Origin of the sequence: Streptosporangium sp. NPDC002721, from assembly GCF_042888905.1 — a bacterium.
Lineage (GTDB): Bacteria > Actinomycetota > Actinomycetes > Streptosporangiales > Streptosporangiaceae > Streptosporangium.
On record NZ_JBIAQI010000005.1, the window covers coordinates 163682 to 178246 of the forward strand.

Genomic DNA, 14565 nt, shown 5'->3' on the forward strand with positions numbered 1-14565 from the left:
GGCTTTCGGGACACCGGAAAAGCCTTCGAGGCACCCGGCTTCGAGGCACCCCGAAGGTCTCCGAGGGACCGGGCGGGAAAGGGCGCCTCCCGTTCAGGGCGTCCGGGAACCGGTGGGAAGGAGCTTGCCGAGCCCCCAGGCGACGAGGCCGGTGATCGCCCCGACGATGACGCCGGTGAAGACACTGCTGATCGTGGCGAAGAGGCGCAGGATGACGGACTGCGCCGTCGGGTCGAGGCCGCTCAGGTTCCCACCGATCTTGGGCGGGTTGTCGCCGAAAGCGGCGTCCCACAGCAACTGGTGTCCCACGGCCAGCAGCACGCCGTAGAACAGGCCAGTGACGAGGAGGGTGAGGAAGGGGTTGGGCACCCGTCTCCAGAGGACGACCGCGATCCAGACGATCGGCGGCACGAAGACGAACAGGGCGTTCACGAAGGTACCCTCGTGGATGACGTCCAGGTCGTGAAGCACGATCCGGGGTGCCGCGAGAAGCGCGAGCCCGATCACGGCGATCATGGGCAGCCCCAGAACCGGGTGGCGCGGTCGGGTGTTTCGTGAGGTCATGGCCTCACGCTAGGAAGCGTCGCGGGCGTGGCACATCCGTGTCCGGTCTCGGCCCGAGTACGTCGAAAGGCGACTCCCGGCGTCGCCTCACGCGGGACGCGGCGCGACGGAGCGACATCGTAGGGTGAACTCATGATCGAGAATCGAGCGCGAAGGAGACTCCCGCCCTGGGCGGTCGACGCCCTGATCGGAGCGGGTGTCACCCTCGTCGTGTCGATCGTCATCTCCGCCGGCCAGGGAGGACGGCAGGGCCCGGACGCGATCGCCCACCTGTGGGCGGTGGGGCTGGGGGCGCTGATGCTCGCCCGGCGGCGCCACCCGGTGACCGTGCTCGCCGTCACCGCCCTGGGACTGTTCGCCTACTACGCCGCCGGCTACCCGGCCGTCGGGATCGCCGTCCCCGTCGCCGCGGCGCTGTTCTCGGCGGCCGAGTTCGGCCGTCTCCCCCACGCCGTCGTCACCGCCGCCGTCGTGATCACGGTCTCGGTGTTCTTCCGCCTGGTCGAGGGCCAGGACTTCTCGTTCGTCGTCGGTTACGAGCTTGCCGGGCACATCCTGCTCATGGCCGCGGCGATCGCCCTGGGAGACGGCCTGAGATCGCGGCGGAACGCGCAGGCCGGAGCGAGGCGGATCGCCGAGCTCACCGCCCAGCGGTACCGGCAGGAGGCGGACGCCCGGCTTCACACCGAGCGCCTGGCCATCGCCCGGGATCTGCACGACTCGATCGGCCACACGACCTCCGTCATCTCCCTGCACGCCGACGTCGCCCGCGAGGCCCTCGGCCGCGACGAGTCGCAGACCCGGGCGGCCCTCGACCTGATCAAGGCCACCGCCACCCGTACGATGAGCGAGCTGCGCGGAACCGTCGCCCTGCTCCGCACCCCGGACGAGGGCGCACGGTCGGTCGTCTCGCTGTCGGGCGTCGGCGCGCTCCGCGAGAGCGCCGCGGCCGCGGGAATCGAGATCGACATCGAGATGCGCGTCAGCGCCGAGCTTCCCGCGACGGTGGACGCCTCCGCGTTCAGGATCGTCCAGGAGGCGGTCACCAACATCGTCAAGCACTCGCGCGGCACCCGCGCCCGTATCACCGCCCTCGACGACGGGTCGGTCCTGCGCCTGTCCGTCGTCGACGACGGCCCCGGAGACGGCCCTGGAGACAGCCCCGGAGACGGCCGCGACAGCGACCGGGACCACGGCATCGGCCCAGGTCGTGGCGCTGACCTGGGTCGTGGCGTCGGCCCGGGTCGTGGCGTCGGCCTGTGTCACGGCGCCGCTCTGGGCCACCCCATCGGCACAGGCCATGACATCGGCCCGGGCCGCGGCATCGGTACAGGTCACGGCATCGCCGGGATGCGCGAGCGGGCCGAGACCCTTGGTGGCACCCTGACAGCCGGACGCGAATCCGAGGGGTTCGCGGTCCGGGCCGTTCTCCCGCTGGAGCGGGCGTCATGATCGGCGTGGTCATCGTCGACGACCAGGAGCTCGTACGCGCGGGACTGCGGACGCTCCTGGAGAACGATCCGGGCATCACCGTCGTCGGCGAGGCCGCGGAGGGACGGGCCGCGCTCTCCCTCGTCCGGGAGCTCCATCCGGACGTCGTGCTCATGGACATCCGCATGCCCGGCATGAACGGGCTGGAGGCGACCGCGGCCATCCGCGCCGACGACTCCCTGACGGGCTCGCGGGTGCTGATCCTCACCACGTTCGACGACGAGGAGGACATCGTCGAGGCCGTCACCCTGGGCGCCGCCGGTTACCTCCTCAAGGACACCCCGTCGGAGGACCTGCGCAAGGCGGTGCGCACGGCCGCGGAGGGCGGGAACGTGCTCTCCCCCTCCATCGCCCGGCGCGTGATGGAACGTCTCGCCCAGGCCCCGAAACCGCCCGAGCCCGACCCCCGGCTGGCCACCCTGACCGAACGGGAACTCGCCGTCCTGGCCCGCATCGGTCACGCCGAGACCAACGACAGGATCGCCGCCGCGCTCTTCATCAGCCCGGCCACCGTACGCACCTACGTCAGCCGGATCCTGACCAAGCTCGACGCGCGAGACCGCACGGCGCTGGCCGTCATCGCCCACCGCTCCGGGCTCGACACCGGGAAGAACCCCCGCCAGCGGCAAAACCGCCCGGTTTAAGGCCTGTCTGACAATTCGGCGTGGCGGAGCCAGAGCATGATGGATGCCAGGGTGACGCCCGCGAGGTAGCGGCTGGCGAGCTTGTCGAAGCGGGTGGCGATGGCTCGCCACTGCTTGAGCTTGGCGAAGCACCGCTCGACCAGGTTGCGGTCTTTGTAGGTGATCGCGTCGAAGGCGGGAGGGCGGCCTCCCCTGCTGCCCTTGCGCTTGCGGTTGGCGATCTGGTCTCTGCGTTCGGGGATGACCGCCTGGATACCACGCCGTCGCAGGTACAGGCGGATCTTCTTGGAGGAGTAGCCCTTGTCGCCCAGCAGGCGATCGGGGCGGGTGCGGGGCCGGCCGATGCGGCGACGCGGCCGGAAGGTGGCCATCACTGCTTCGAAGGCGGTGCAGTCCACGACATTGCCGCCGGTCAGATGCACGGTCAGCGGCAGGCCGCGGGGTTCGGTGATCAGGTGGAGCTTGGTGGTGAGTCCGCCACGGGAGCGCCCGAGGGCTTGTCGTCTTTGGGAGGCTTTCGCGTCGATCGTCTCGTCGTGGTCCCCCTTTTTCGGGCTCCGGCGGCGTGCTGGTGGGCGCGGGCGATGGTGGAGTCGATGCTGACGGTCATCTCGACCGTGCCGAGAGAGTCGTCTTTGACCTGTAGATCTTCCAGGTTTCCGGCCCAGGTGCCGTCCTCGTCCCAGCGTTTGAACCGCTCGTAGCAGGTCTGCCAGGGGCCGTAGCGTTCGGGGATGTCACGCCAGGGCGATCCGGTTCGCAACCGCCACAAGATCCCGTTGATGACCTCGCGGTGATCACGCCAAGGGCGTCCCCTGCCGTCCATCGCGGGCAGCAGGGGCTCGACCCGTTGCCAGGCCTTGCCGGTCAGCTCGCCTCGTCGCACCACGAACGGTTATCCAACCGCATCCACCGTGATCATTTGTCAGGCAGGCCTTAGTCGCGTCACCACTGTCGGGCTGATCAGTTCGTCCATGGTGCCCATGGCTGGTCCCCTGTTCATGGCCGGGGCAGCCCTCAGGCCGCCCCTGCCGGTGATGAGTCAGACGGGGGCGATCGCGAGGTCGGTGACCTGGCCGTCCTTGATGCCGAACACGAACGCGAAGGACAGAGGCCCGCCGGGGAACTCACCGTCCCCGGAGGCCACCAGACGGTCGCCCGCGAATGAGATCGGCGTGATCACGATCTTGGGGTTGATCAGGTGCCCCTGGATCCACTCGCGGATCTCGGCCTCGCCGGCGTAGGTCGTCCCGTCATCGCGCACGGTGGCCCCGTCGCCGAAGACCGCGGCCAGCGCGTTCGCGTCGTGCGCGTTGGTGGCCGCGATGAAGTTCTCGACAGCCTTGGGAAGGGTGATGTCGTCCATTTCCGCTCTCCGGTCTTCTCGGGTGCCAGGACGCGGGCGCGCGTCCTGGTATGTCCCTGCAGCACCTCGGCAGCACGATGACGATGCGGGCGGCGACCCGCCACGGGCCGTGCAGCGCGGTGACCGGCTCGAGGTGCCGAGCAGGGGTCAGGTCGGCATAGACATGCGCGGGGCGCATACTGATGAAGGCTTCGTCGGGTCGGTTGTGTGTGGTAGCTCAATCCACCCCGGCGAGGCTCCTCACGTTCTGGCGACAGGCTTAGAAGTCCGCGCCGCGCGAGAGCTTCTCGTTCGCGCGCAGCTCCGCGAGTGCGTTCTCGTGCATCGCGACAACGACGTCGTAGCCAGAGTTGCCGAGCACGATCCGTTGCGGCGGAACGGGTGCGTTCATCGCGCTGATCACGGCCTGCACTCCGCGTTCAGGGTCACCCTCTTGCTTGCCGTTGTGTTCCACGAACGCCGCCTTGACGCCCTCGACCATCGGCACGTAGGCGTCGACGGTCTCGTTGACGGGCTCGTTCTGGAAGCCGGCGAAAGCCTTGGTGCGGAACGCTCCCGGCTCTACGACGAGCACGCGCACACCGAACGGCTCAACTTCATGGCGCAGCGTCTCCGACAGTCCTTCGAGCGCGAACTTCGCCGCCGAGTAGTAGCCGAACCCCTGTGCGCCGACGAGGCCTGCCACCGACGACATGTTCACGATCCAGCCGTCGCCGCGTGCCCGCATACCTGGCAGGACCGCGCGTATCACCTCGACCACGGCGAACAGGTTGAGGTCGAACGTGCGGCGGATCGTCTCGTCGGGGGCCCCCTCGACCGAGCCGAACCAGCCACGGCCCGCGTTGTTGACGAGCACGTCGATCCCGCCGAACCGCTCCTCCGCCGTCTTGACCGCCGCACGCACCTGCTCGGCATCGGTGACATCGAGCTGGAGAACCAGCACGCGGTCGCCGTGCGGTTCAGCCCATTCCTGCAGTTCAGAGGGTCGACGCGCTGTCACCACCACCTGATCGCCCTGTTTCAATGCAGCCTCGGCGTAGACCAGGCCGAACCCTCCGGGTGTCCCGCCGGTGACGAACCAAGTCCTCATGGACTTCTCCTTTCGCTATAGCGGGCAATGTAGCGCTATATAAGCTACTATAGCAACCATGCAGAACGCACGGGATCGACTCCTGCTCGCCGCGGCGGAGTTGCTGGGGAGCGGCGGCACGGTGGTCACGAGGGCGGTGTGCGAACGCGCCGGGGTGCAGGCCCCGACGCTGTACCACCACTTCGGCAGCAAGCAGGGCCTGATCGACGCCGTGCTGAACCACGGCTTCACCCAGTACACGGCGGTCGAGAGCTCCGGCGACCCGCTGGACGACCTGCGCGAGGGCTGGGACAGGCACGTGCGGTTCGGGCTGGAGCACCCGTCGTTCTACGGGCTGCTTTACGGCCGCGCCGAGCCGGGAAAGCCCTGCGCCATCACCGCTCCCGCGCACGCCGCGTTGCGCGAGCGGTTGACCGCCGCCGCCGCCCAGGGCCTGCTCAAGGTGCCGGCGGACGAAGCCGCCGAACAGGTGCTTGCCGCCAACGTGGGCATCACGCTCACCTTGATCAGCCAGCCGGAGCCGGACTTCAGGCTGTCCGGACGCGTCCGCGAGGCCGCGCTGGCCGGAGTCCTGCACACGCCCTCCGCCGACGCCCCCGCGACCCGTGCGAGCGCCGCACTGACGTTGCGTGCGCTGGTCGGCAACGACCCGGGCGACCTCACCCCTGGCGAACGCGCGCTGCTCGGCGAGCTGCTGGACCGCCTGGCCCGTTAGCGCACGCGGTGTTCCTTGGAGGGGCCGCACGACCTCGTCGCTCTGGACGCGCGGCCCCGCCCGGATGTGCCGCTGCGCTACTTGGTTTGAATTGTCAGACAGGCCTTAGGGCACGCTCAGGCCCCGGGGGCCTTCCCGCGCGGGCCTTCACCCCCGGCCCGAAGGCCGGGGCACCGGCCCGCGGTTTGGTAGCCGACACCGCTCCCGGCCCCGGACCGGGCGGTCGTCCGGCCTTCGCGGCTCCCGCGCGTCCCGGTGTTCGCGCGTCCCGGTGTTCGCGGCACCCTAGTGAGGGAGATGCAGGCCGCGCTCGAAGAAGCTCTCCAGCACCATGACGGTCCGCGTGCCGGCCACCCCCTCGATCTCGAAGATCCTGCGCAACACCTCCTGCAGCTCTCGCGTGCTCGCCGTGCGCACCTTCACCAGCAGGGACGCCGGGCCCGCGATGACGTGCGCCTCCTCGATCTCGGGAATCGCCAGCAGCGCCTCGCCCGACGCGCCCATCCACGCCCTCCCCTCCACGAGAACGAACGACAGCACGCCCCGGCCCGCGGCGACGGGATCGACCTCGATGGTCGTCCTCCGGATCAGCCCGCGTTCGCGCAGCTTGCGCACCCGCTCGTGCGCGGCGGCGCTCGACAGTCCCACCGCGGCCCCGAGCTCGGCGTAGGGCCGACCGGCGTCAACCTGAAGGAGGCTGATCAGCATCTTGTCAATCCTGTCCATCGCCGTATCATATTCTGTTATCAAGGAGGATTGCGTGACTGAATCTATAGCAGCGGAGTTCGAGGCGTTCGACGAGCGGTTCGCCGGCGTCGGGGGCGACGAGCGGATCGAGCGGATCCACCACGGGTGCCGGTGGGCCGAGGGTCCCGCCTACGTCGCGGCGGGCCGCTATCTGGTGTGGAGCGACATCCCCAACGACAGGATGCTCCGATGGGATGAGATGACCGGGAACGTGGGCCCCTTCCGCGCCCCCGCGGGCTACACCAACGGTCACACCCTCGACCGGCAGGGCCGCCTGGTCTCCTGCGAGCACGGCAACCGGCGGGTGACCCGCACCGAGCACGACGGTTCCGTCACCGTCCTCGCCGACAGCTGGCAGGGCAAGCGTCTCAACAGCCCCAACGACGTGGTGGTCAGGTCGGACGACTCCGTCTGGTTCACCGACCCCCGTTACGGCATCCTCAGCGACTACGAGGGGCACCGCGCGGAGAGCGAGATCGGCAACGACCAGGTCTACCGTCTCGACCCAGCCACCGGGGAGGTCACGGCGGTGGCCGACGACTTCGCCCGCCCCAACGGCCTGGCCTTCTCACCGGACGAGTCCCTGCTCTACGTCGCCGACACCCAGCGCAAGCATCTGCGGGTCTTCGACGTGCGCGGCGACGCGCTGGAGAACGGCAGGGTGCTCCTGGAGTGCTCGGCGGGCGGCATCGACGGGATCAGGCTCGACACCACCGGCCGGATCTGGGCGGCGACGCACGAGGGGCTGCACTGCTTCGCCCCGGACGGCACCCTGATCGGCAGGCTCCGGCTTCCGGAGAAGACCTCCAACCTGGTCTTCGGCGGCCTCAAGCGCAACTGGCTGTTCATGACGGCCTCCACCTCGGTCTACGCGATCATGACCAACGTCCGCGGGGCGTGAGCCCTTCCCGGACCCCGGGCCCCGGGTTCCGGGACCTTCCTGGGCAGGGCCGGAAGGTCCACCGGAACCGGACCCGGCCCGGCGTGCGACCGGGCGTGGTCAGCCGCCCGCGGGGGCCGGACGGGGATCAGCCGCCCCGCCGGTCCACCTGACCGGCCAGCCGCTCCAGGCTGTCGTCGAGCGCCCGGTCGGCGGCGTCGCCCGGCGGGGCGTGCGCCTCGTCGAAGAAGGACAGGTGGATCGTCACCTCGCTCTCGGTGTCGCCGATGCCGGCCACCTGGAGCCATCCGGCGTAACTGCCGTTGTCGCGGGTTCCCCACTCCATCCGGAGCTGGTCGTGGTCGGTGCGCAGCAGCGCGCGGGCGTCCTGCCCGGTGGCGTCCTCGTGCACCGTCACCGCGGGCAGCTCTCCCGGGCGTACGTGCAGGTCGTGCGGGAGCCACTCGTCGAGGCTGTCCAGGTCGCCCGCCCGCTCGAACACCGCCTCCGGTGACGCGGCGATCGTACGGGAACGCTCGTATTCACTCATCTCGATTCCTCCGGTTCTGGAGCCCCCGGTCTCGGCGCCGGGGTCGCCGGCCGGTCGTGGACGTTGATCGGCGACCTACCCCGCCCGGCGAGATCCATCCACGAAGCACCAGGTCGAACCGGATGCCGAGAGCTCGCGGCCGGGGCTCTCACCGGGATCGCCCGCCGGGGACCCGTGGCGATCTCGAAAAAAGGCCGCGCGGAACCGAACGGCACCGGGTGTCGTTGTGCCGGGAGGGATTCCGGGATCTCGGGATCTCGGGTGGAGCGTCGAGCTCGGCGAGGCGCGTCCCGCTCCCCAACCCTTAAACTCCGTGAACCCTTCGGAACGGAACAAAGCCATGCACGTCCCCCAGGACCCCCGGCCCGGGGCGGAGCCCCTCCGGCCTCCCGGCCCGCCGCCCCACCCGCCCGGCCCTCCTGGCGATCCCGGCACCTCCGGCGCACCCGGCGCCCCTCGCTCCGGTGTCCCCGGCACTCCCGGCGTCCCCAGCGCCCCTTACCCGCCGGGCGCTTCCAGCACGTCCGGCGCTCCCAACGCGTCCGGCATGCCCGCCGCTCCTCACCCGTTCGACGCCCCCGGCACCCCCTACCCGCCCGGCGTCCCCATGGAGCACTTCCCGCCCCCGCCCCGGCGTGACCCCTGGCTGGTGCCGGCGCCGCCCGGCAGCCGCTACGACCGGCTGGCGCGCAACCGCCTGCACGCCTGGTGGCGGCCGGTGCTGGGCACGGTCGCGGGGCTCGCGGGCCTGATGCTCGCCGGGCTCGTCGTCATCCTCGGCGGTGCGACGGTCGGCGTGGTCGTGGGCGCCGAGATGAACGAATCCGGCGGGCAGATCTTCACCGATCCGGTGGTCGACCTGGGGATCAACCTGCTCTCGATCGCGGTCGTCCTGCCGATCGTGTACGGCGTGGTGGCGTGGATCCAGCGGCGCCCGCCCGGCACCCTCTCCTCCGTCATGGGCCGCCTGAGGTGGCGGTGGATGGCGTGGTGCGCGGCGGTGGCGATCGCCGCCGTGGCGCTGGGCCAGGCCGCGGTCGCCCTCACCTACGTCGTCTCGGGCAAGGACCTCGGCGACATGTTCGGCTGGGTCGGCTGGGAGCGTTTCCTGCCCGCCCTGGTCATCACCCTGCTCCTGGTGCCCTTCCAGGCCGCCGCCGAGGAGTACGTCTTCCGGGGATGGCTGCTCCAGGCGTTCGGCGCCTTCCTCTCCAACCCGTGGCCGGGCATCCTGCTGAGCGCCGTCGGCTTCACCGCCGTACACGCCTACATCGACTGGGGCATCGTCGACGTCTTCGCCTTCGGGGCGCTGATGGGCTGGCTGGCGGTGCGGACCGGCGGCCTGGAGGCCGCCATCGCCCTGCACGTGGTCAACAACGTGCTGGCGTTCGGGGTCAGCGGCGCCGACGGGACCCTGTCGGAGGCGCTGAAGCAGGGGTCGGTGCCCTGGCAGACCCTGGCGGGAACCGTGGTGCAGCTCGGCCTCTACGCGATCGTGGTGCTGGTCCTGGCCAGGCGGCGGAGAATCGAGACCGTCTCCCGCTGAGACCCCGGCGGCCACGGCATCGCGCCGCCCCGAGCGACGGAGCGGCGCGAAGGGGGCACGGGGCCGAGGGCGAACAAAGCGGATTCCAGCTCTCCGGCAAGAAGGTGATTACTCAACGCATCCGTACGACTGCCCTTGAGGCATGCCCCCCACCCAGGTCACGACCTACACTCACGACATGGGCGAGAACGCGTTCGAGGTCCCGTTGGACGAGGCAGACGGCCACCTGCCCGATGTCATCAACGCCGCGGCCGAGCGCAACACCATCGCCTACCTCACCGATCACGGCCGCCGCGTGGCGGCGATCGTCCCCGCCGACGAAGCCTGGTACTGGACCTCCGGCTGGCAGTCCGCCGAGAGCGAAGCCGATACGGACGTCCAGGAAGGTCGCGTGCGGACGTTCGACAGCATGGACGACATGCTCGCCGAGATCGACGCCGTCCGGGGAGACGACCCACGGTGAGATACGCGCGTACGGCGTCCTTTCTGCGGGACGCGTCACGACTTCCTGCCGAGCACTACGCCATGTTCAAGGACGCCGTCCACAAACACCTTCTCCCCGCGCTCGAGCAGGGAGCGCACGCCGGCCGCGTGCCATGGCCGGCAAGGCTGCGTATCCACAAGCTCACGGACACCGACATCTACTCGCTGACCTGGAACTTCGCCTCTCCGGACGGGCGCGCCACCTTCCGGCTCGAAACCACCGACGACGGTGAGCCCGTCCTGCTGTGGCGACGGGTCGGCGATCATTCGATTTACAACCACCCCTTACCCACGGACGCACCACGCCAGAACCTCCGGCCGCCCACCCTCCGGCGTCGGCGCCCCGTCGCCCGCCTGAAAACCGGTCGGACCACATACATGCCGGATGCGACACCCGGATCGCCCTTCGCGCTCCTTGACAGTTTATATGTCAACACGGCTATATTGCTGAAGTGGCAACCACATTCGAAGTGCTGGCCGAGCCCAGGCGCCGGGAGATCCTCGACCTGCTCCGCACCGGCGAGCGTCCGGTGGGCGACCTGGTGGAGCGGCTCGCGCTGACCCAGCCGACGGTGTCGAAACACCTGAGGATCCTGCGCGAGGCGGGCCTGGTCGAGGTCAGGCAGGACGCGCAGCGCCGGTGGTACCGGCTGCGACCGGAACCGCTCGCCGAGATGGCCGCCTGGCTGGAGCCGTACCGGAGCATGTGGGAGACCAGCCTGGACGCGCTCGAACGCCACCTCGACACCATGCCGGAAGAGACCTGACAGGACATCAGGAATCCGACAAAACACAAAAAAGGATGATGCAGTGGAAGAACAACAGGCGACCCTGCGGACCGTCGACGGCCGGCCGGTGCTGCGCTTCGAACGGCGGCTGGCCCACTCCCCCGAGAAGGTCTGGAAGGCCGTCACCAGCCCGGCCGAGATGGTCCACTGGTTCCCGGCGGCGGTGGAGACCGAGCAGGTCGTCGGCGCCGAGATGCGCTTCACCTTCGAGGGCGGGGACGACGTCACCCACGGCCGGATCCTGGAACTCGACCCCCCGAAGGTGTACGCCTTCCGCTGGAACCAGGACGTGCTGCGCTTCGAGGTGCTCCCCGACGGGCCGGGCTGCCGGCTCGTCCTCACCCACACGCTGGGAGGCGGGTGGACCGGCAGGTTGACCGCGGGCCGTACCGCGGCAGGCTGGGACACCTGCCTGGCCGCGCTGTCGGCCAGGCTGGACGGCGAGGCCTTCGAACAGCCCTCGAACCTGGTCGATCGCATCGGGGCCTACGCCGAGGCCTTCGGGCTCGCCGAGGGCGAGACGCGGGAGAGCGGCGACGGCCACCTCGTGAGGTTCGCGCGCGACCTGATGTGGAAGCCCGTCGAGGAGGTATGGGACGTCCTCGTCGAGCGGGACGCCCCCCGGCCGGGCGCGGAGCCGCCGGGGTGGTTCACGAACCCGTACGTGCCCGCGGGTCCGGTGACGGAGGCCGGGGCGCCGCGCGTCCTGGAGTACGAGTGGCTCCATGACGGCGAGCCCGCGGGGCGGGTGCGCTGGGAGCTCGCGCACGACCCCGAGCAGGGCACCCGGGTCGTGCTGACGCAGACGGTTCCCGCACGACTGGCCGATCTCCGCGCGACGGCGCTCGCCGCCTGGCAGGCGCACCTGGAGACGCTCTTCGCGGCCGTCCAGGACCGGCCCCGGCACCGGCCCGAGGGCCGCGTGGAGGAACTACGGAAGATGTACGAGCACCGCTTGGGCTGACAGATGCTCTTTTGTACTGCGATGATCGTCACTCGGTTGTTATGATCTCTTCTTGGTAGATATGGCCGGACGGTGGGCAAGCAACCGGTCAACGAGCCAGACCGGCGTCCGAGCAGGTGGTCTCTCGGCGGCGGCGGAGGGAGCCGGCTCCGGTGGGAAAGCTTGATCTGAATCGCGAGGCGCTGGCCAAGCTGCGCGTCACGGTGAACACCCAGGGGAGGAAGCTCGCCACCGTCGGCGACGACTTCCCGGCCAAGGGCGGCGCGAGCTCGTCGCTCTTCGGGACCCTGGCCGGCGCCCAGGAGCTGGCCGGCGCGATCGGCCGGGTCGAGGGGCACGCGGACAGCGAGCTGGGCACGGTGAAGAGCCGTCTTGACGGCGTCGAGCGCGCTCTGGACACGATCGAGGACAACGTGACCGCGGCCGAGCGGGGCACCACGAACCACCTTCCCGCCATATGACCGACATGAACGCCGTCGCGGCGCTGCCCGGGGGGCAGGCCCTGGTCGCGCTGGCGAAGAAGACGGACGGGGACCCCGGCGCGATCCGGGCGATCGCCGCCCGGTGGCGCAAGGCGGCCGGTTCGTCCACCGAGCCGTTCACCCTCCTGAACAACGCGGTCAACCAGGTGGACGTCGCCTGGAAGGGCGCCTCCGCCGACGCGTTCGTGGCGTACATGCGGCGGTACAGCAAGGCGGGCGACTCCCTGCGGGACGCGCTGGGCGACTGCGCGGGCTCTCTGGACACCGCCGCGGACGCCGTCGAGACGGCGAGGTCGAACACCGAGCGCGTCTGCGGTGACCTGCTGGCCTGGGTGGCGGAATACCGGCGCCGCTACCCGCAGGCCACCGAGGAGCAGCTCAAGCCGGGCATCGGCCAGCAGGTCGAGATGACGGCGTCCCTCGTGCGCGAGCACGTCGAAACGGCCGAGACCGCGCTGTCGGCCGCGCGGCGCGAGATCGACAAGCATCTCGGCGACACCACGGTGTTCTCCGCCATCCCGGCCGCGGGCGACCAGGACTTCGTTCCCGGCTCCGGGCACACCACCCGGTGGGTGCCGGTGCCCGAGGAGGAGTTCCGCACCACGCTCGCCGGTACGGAACCCGGCTCCCAGGGCGGCGGCAACGGTGGCGACGGCGGTGGCGGATCGTCGTCCGGAGGCAGCGGTGGCGGCTCGGGTGGCGGGAGCGGCTCGGGTGGCGGAGGCGGTGGAGGCCAGGCGATCCCGTACACGGTCACCGGCGACGGCACCGGGGCCGACGTCGTGGCCGCCGCGCGGAGCCACATCGGCAAGCCCTACGTCTTCGGCACCGACGGGCCCGACACGTTCGACTGCAGCGGCCTGGTGCACGTCTCGCTGAACGAGGCGGGGATCAAGATCGGGGACAACACCGCCGCCGGGTACCAGGCGAGCGGCCAGCCGATCACCGGCCCGCCGCAGCCGGGCGACATCGTCTTCTTCGGCGATCCGGCCACCCACTGCGGCGTCTACATGGGCGACGGCCAGATGATCGCCGCCCCGAAGCCGGGCGACCACGTCAAGATCCAGGATGTGGTGGGGGCGCAGCCCATCACCTACCGGCGCTTCACCTGAGCGCCCGCACGAGGCCCGCCCGGTGACGCCCGGCGTGAACACCGTGGCGGCGCCGTCCCCGGCCCCCCCGCCATCTCGGAAGCGGCGGACGCGCCGCGGGGTCCGCGCGGGCCGCACCCGGCGCCGCCCGTACTCTCGCCGGCCGAGACGTGCCGGACCGCCCGGCCGCCCGCGCACCGGGTGCGGGCGGGAGGGAACTGTCGGCGGGATCTGGCAGGCTGACGGGCGCCCGGCTCACTGGTTTCGCCCCTGTGCACGGAAGCCTGGAAGACAGGTCACCGGCACGTGAACGCATCGAAGGAAGAGGTCATGCTCACCACCAGCTACGTCCCCGGCTCTCCCAACTGGATCGACCTGGGCACGCCCGACACCGAGGCGTCCACCGCCTTCTACGGCCCCCTGTTCGGCTGGAGCTTCCAGTCGGCCGGTCCCCAGGCGGGCGGCTACGGCTTCTTCCAGCTCGACGGCAGAACCGTCGCCGCCGTCGGGCCGCTCAGCGAGGAGGGGGCGGTCTCGGCCTGGACGCCCTATTTCCAGACCGCCGACGCCGACACCACGGCGAAGGCCGTCGAGCAGGCGGGCGGTACGGTGCGCGTCGCGCCGGACGACGTCTTCACCAAGGGCCGGATGGCCGGGTTCACCGACCCCGGCGGCGCCGAGTTCGCCGTCTGGCAGCCGGGCACCACCAAGGGCCTGGACCTCGTCACCGAGAACGGCTCCCTGGCCTGGTTCGAGCTGTACGTCCCCGACCCGGAGGCCGTCCGCCCCTTCTACCGGGCGGTCTTCGACTGGAGCATCCAGGACATCACGTTCGGCGACATGCCCTACCTCCTGCTGTCGACCTCCGAGGGCGACAACCCGGGCCTGGGAGGCGTCAAGCCGCTCCAGGCGGGCGACAGGCCGCACTGGCTGCCGTACTTCGAGGTGGCCGACTGTGACGCGTCCGCCGTCCGGGTCCGGGAGCTCGGCGGCGATCTCGTCGCCCCCGCCTCGGACATCGAGGGCGTCGGCCGTTTCGCCGTGGTCTCCGACCCCCACGGCGCGCGCTTCGCCGTCATCACCAGCGTCGGCTGACCCTCGCGGATCAGGCGGCGGGCGAGGGCTCCGCGGCCGTCGACCTCGGCCACGACCCGGCCGGCGCAT

Annotated in this window: 17 protein-coding genes; 11 read left to right on the forward strand and 6 right to left on the reverse strand. The window is 70.6% G+C overall.

Going from position 1 to position 14565, the window contains the following annotated elements:
- Positions 1 to 93: 93 nt before the first annotated feature.
- Positions 94 to 564 carry a hypothetical protein gene (locus tag ACFYWM_RS08405; RefSeq protein WP_389910612.1) on the reverse strand — a complete coding sequence of 157 codons (471 nt, stop codon included), beginning with the start codon at positions 562 to 564 and terminating at the stop codon, positions 94 to 96.
- Positions 565 to 696: 132 nt separating this feature from the next.
- On the opposite strand from ACFYWM_RS08405, the gene ACFYWM_RS08410 reads away from it, so the two are divergent.
- Both ACFYWM_RS08410 and ACFYWM_RS08415 read left to right on the forward strand, forming a co-directional pair.
- On the forward strand, positions 697 to 2016 hold the full coding sequence (locus ACFYWM_RS08410) for a sensor histidine kinase (RefSeq protein ID WP_389910616.1): 1320 nt from the start codon (positions 697 to 699) through the stop codon (positions 2014 to 2016).
- On the forward strand, positions 2013 to 2699 hold the full coding sequence (locus ACFYWM_RS08415) for a response regulator (protein WP_389910620.1): 687 nt from the start codon (positions 2013 to 2015) through the stop codon (positions 2697 to 2699). The genes ACFYWM_RS08410 and ACFYWM_RS08415 overlap by 4 nt, the downstream gene beginning before the upstream one ends.
- On the opposite strand, the gene ACFYWM_RS08420 is transcribed toward ACFYWM_RS08415, so the two are convergent.
- From ACFYWM_RS08420 to ACFYWM_RS08430, 3 genes are all read right to left on the reverse strand, one after another.
- Positions 2696 to 3585, reverse strand: a protein-coding gene (locus ACFYWM_RS08420; RefSeq protein WP_389911114.1) for an IS5 family transposase whose coding sequence is annotated in 2 segments (ribosomal slippage) — positions 2696 to 3195 and positions 3195 to 3585 — 891 coding nt in all. Because the reading frame shifts where the segments join, the coding sequence is not laid out codon by codon here. The two genes, ACFYWM_RS08415 and ACFYWM_RS08420, sit on opposite strands and share 4 nt — an antisense overlap.
- 156 nt (positions 3586 to 3741) lie before the next feature.
- Positions 3742 to 4065 (reverse strand): nuclear transport factor 2 family protein, encoded by a 324-nt coding sequence (locus tag ACFYWM_RS08425; RefSeq protein ID WP_389910622.1) that lies wholly within the window; start codon positions 4063 to 4065, stop codon positions 3742 to 3744.
- Between the two features lie 259 nt (positions 4066 to 4324).
- Positions 4325 to 5155 (reverse strand): SDR family NAD(P)-dependent oxidoreductase, encoded by an 831-nt coding sequence (locus ACFYWM_RS08430; protein ID WP_389910625.1) that lies wholly within the window; start codon positions 5153 to 5155, stop codon positions 4325 to 4327.
- A 58-nt stretch (positions 5156 to 5213) separates the two neighbouring features.
- Between ACFYWM_RS08430 and ACFYWM_RS08435 the strand changes: the two genes are divergently transcribed.
- On the forward strand, positions 5214 to 5870 hold the full coding sequence (locus tag ACFYWM_RS08435) for a TetR/AcrR family transcriptional regulator (RefSeq protein ID WP_389910628.1): 657 nt from the start codon (positions 5214 to 5216) through the stop codon (positions 5868 to 5870).
- 285 nt (positions 5871 to 6155) lie between these two features.
- Here the strand turns inward: ACFYWM_RS08435 and ACFYWM_RS08440 are convergent, their stop codons facing one another.
- Positions 6156 to 6596: an Lrp/AsnC family transcriptional regulator gene (locus tag ACFYWM_RS08440; protein ID WP_389910631.1), complete on the reverse strand. Its 441-nt coding sequence runs from the start codon at positions 6594 to 6596 to the stop codon at positions 6156 to 6158.
- Between the two features lie 34 nt (positions 6597 to 6630).
- Between ACFYWM_RS08440 and ACFYWM_RS08445 the strand changes: the two genes are divergently transcribed.
- Entirely contained in the window at positions 6631 to 7518 is an 888-nt protein-coding gene (locus ACFYWM_RS08445) for an SMP-30/gluconolactonase/LRE family protein (protein ID WP_389910633.1), read from the forward strand.
- 127 nt (positions 7519 to 7645) lie between these two features.
- Here ACFYWM_RS08445 and ACFYWM_RS08450 read toward each other — a convergent pair whose 3' ends face one another.
- Positions 7646 to 8047, reverse strand: coding sequence for an SRPBCC family protein (locus ACFYWM_RS08450; RefSeq protein WP_389910636.1), 402 nt, complete (start codon positions 8045 to 8047; stop codon positions 7646 to 7648).
- A 547-nt stretch (positions 8048 to 8594) separates the two neighbouring features.
- Here ACFYWM_RS08450 and ACFYWM_RS08455 point away from each other — a divergent pair.
- From ACFYWM_RS08455 to ACFYWM_RS08485, 7 genes are all read left to right on the forward strand, one after another.
- A complete protein-coding gene (locus ACFYWM_RS08455) occupies positions 8595 to 9593 on the forward strand; it encodes a CPBP family intramembrane glutamic endopeptidase (protein ID WP_389910639.1) in 999 nt (332 codons plus the stop codon).
- Positions 9594 to 9771: 178 nt separating this feature from the next.
- Positions 9772 to 10056: a hypothetical protein gene (locus ACFYWM_RS08460; protein ID WP_389910642.1), complete on the forward strand. Its 285-nt coding sequence runs from the start codon at positions 9772 to 9774 to the stop codon at positions 10054 to 10056.
- A gap of 472 nt (positions 10057 to 10528) precedes the next feature.
- Positions 10529 to 10843 (forward strand): ArsR/SmtB family transcription factor, encoded by a 315-nt coding sequence (locus ACFYWM_RS08465; protein ID WP_389910644.1) that lies wholly within the window; start codon positions 10529 to 10531, stop codon positions 10841 to 10843.
- 43 nt (positions 10844 to 10886) lie between these two features.
- Positions 10887 to 11828 carry an SRPBCC family protein gene (locus ACFYWM_RS08470; RefSeq protein WP_389910646.1) on the forward strand — a complete coding sequence of 314 codons (942 nt, stop codon included), beginning with the start codon at positions 10887 to 10889 and terminating at the stop codon, positions 11826 to 11828.
- A gap of 152 nt (positions 11829 to 11980) precedes the next feature.
- Positions 11981 to 12289: a hypothetical protein gene (locus ACFYWM_RS08475; RefSeq protein WP_389910648.1), complete on the forward strand. Its 309-nt coding sequence runs from the start codon at positions 11981 to 11983 to the stop codon at positions 12287 to 12289.
- Positions 12286 to 13422: an NlpC/P60 family protein gene (locus ACFYWM_RS08480; RefSeq protein ID WP_389910651.1), complete on the forward strand. Its 1137-nt coding sequence runs from the start codon at positions 12286 to 12288 to the stop codon at positions 13420 to 13422. The genes ACFYWM_RS08475 and ACFYWM_RS08480 overlap by 4 nt, the downstream gene beginning before the upstream one ends.
- A 309-nt stretch (positions 13423 to 13731) precedes the next feature.
- Positions 13732 to 14496: a VOC family protein gene (locus ACFYWM_RS08485; RefSeq protein ID WP_389910654.1), complete on the forward strand. Its 765-nt coding sequence runs from the start codon at positions 13732 to 13734 to the stop codon at positions 14494 to 14496.
- Positions 14497 to 14565 lie beyond the last annotated feature (69 nt).

Coding starts and splice junctions, on each gene's coding strand:
- ACFYWM_RS08405 (WP_389910612.1), bottom strand. CDS start 564: ATGACCTCACGAAACACCCGACCGCGCCACCCGGTTCTGGGGCTGCCC.
- ACFYWM_RS08410 (WP_389910616.1), top strand. CDS start 697: ATGATCGAGAATCGAGCGCGAAGGAGACTCCCGCCCTGGGCGGTCGAC.
- ACFYWM_RS08415 (WP_389910620.1), top strand. CDS start 2,013: ATGATCGGCGTGGTCATCGTCGACGACCAGGAGCTCGTACGCGCGGGA.
- ACFYWM_RS08425 (WP_389910622.1), bottom strand. CDS start 4,065: ATGGACGACATCACCCTTCCCAAGGCTGTCGAGAACTTCATCGCGGCC.
- ACFYWM_RS08430 (WP_389910625.1), bottom strand. CDS start 5,155: ATGAGGACTTGGTTCGTCACCGGCGGGACACCCGGAGGGTTCGGCCTG.
- ACFYWM_RS08435 (WP_389910628.1), top strand. CDS start 5,214: ATGCAGAACGCACGGGATCGACTCCTGCTCGCCGCGGCGGAGTTGCTG.
- ACFYWM_RS08440 (WP_389910631.1), bottom strand. CDS start 6,596: ATGGACAGGATTGACAAGATGCTGATCAGCCTCCTTCAGGTTGACGCC.
- ACFYWM_RS08450 (WP_389910636.1), bottom strand. CDS start 8,047: ATGAGTGAATACGAGCGTTCCCGTACGATCGCCGCGTCACCGGAGGCG.
- ACFYWM_RS08455 (WP_389910639.1), top strand. CDS start 8,595: ATGCCCGCCGCTCCTCACCCGTTCGACGCCCCCGGCACCCCCTACCCG.
- ACFYWM_RS08460 (WP_389910642.1), top strand. CDS start 9,772: ATGGGCGAGAACGCGTTCGAGGTCCCGTTGGACGAGGCAGACGGCCAC.
- ACFYWM_RS08480 (WP_389910651.1), top strand. CDS start 12,286: ATGACCGACATGAACGCCGTCGCGGCGCTGCCCGGGGGGCAGGCCCTG.
- ACFYWM_RS08485 (WP_389910654.1), top strand. CDS start 13,732: ATGCTCACCACCAGCTACGTCCCCGGCTCTCCCAACTGGATCGACCTG.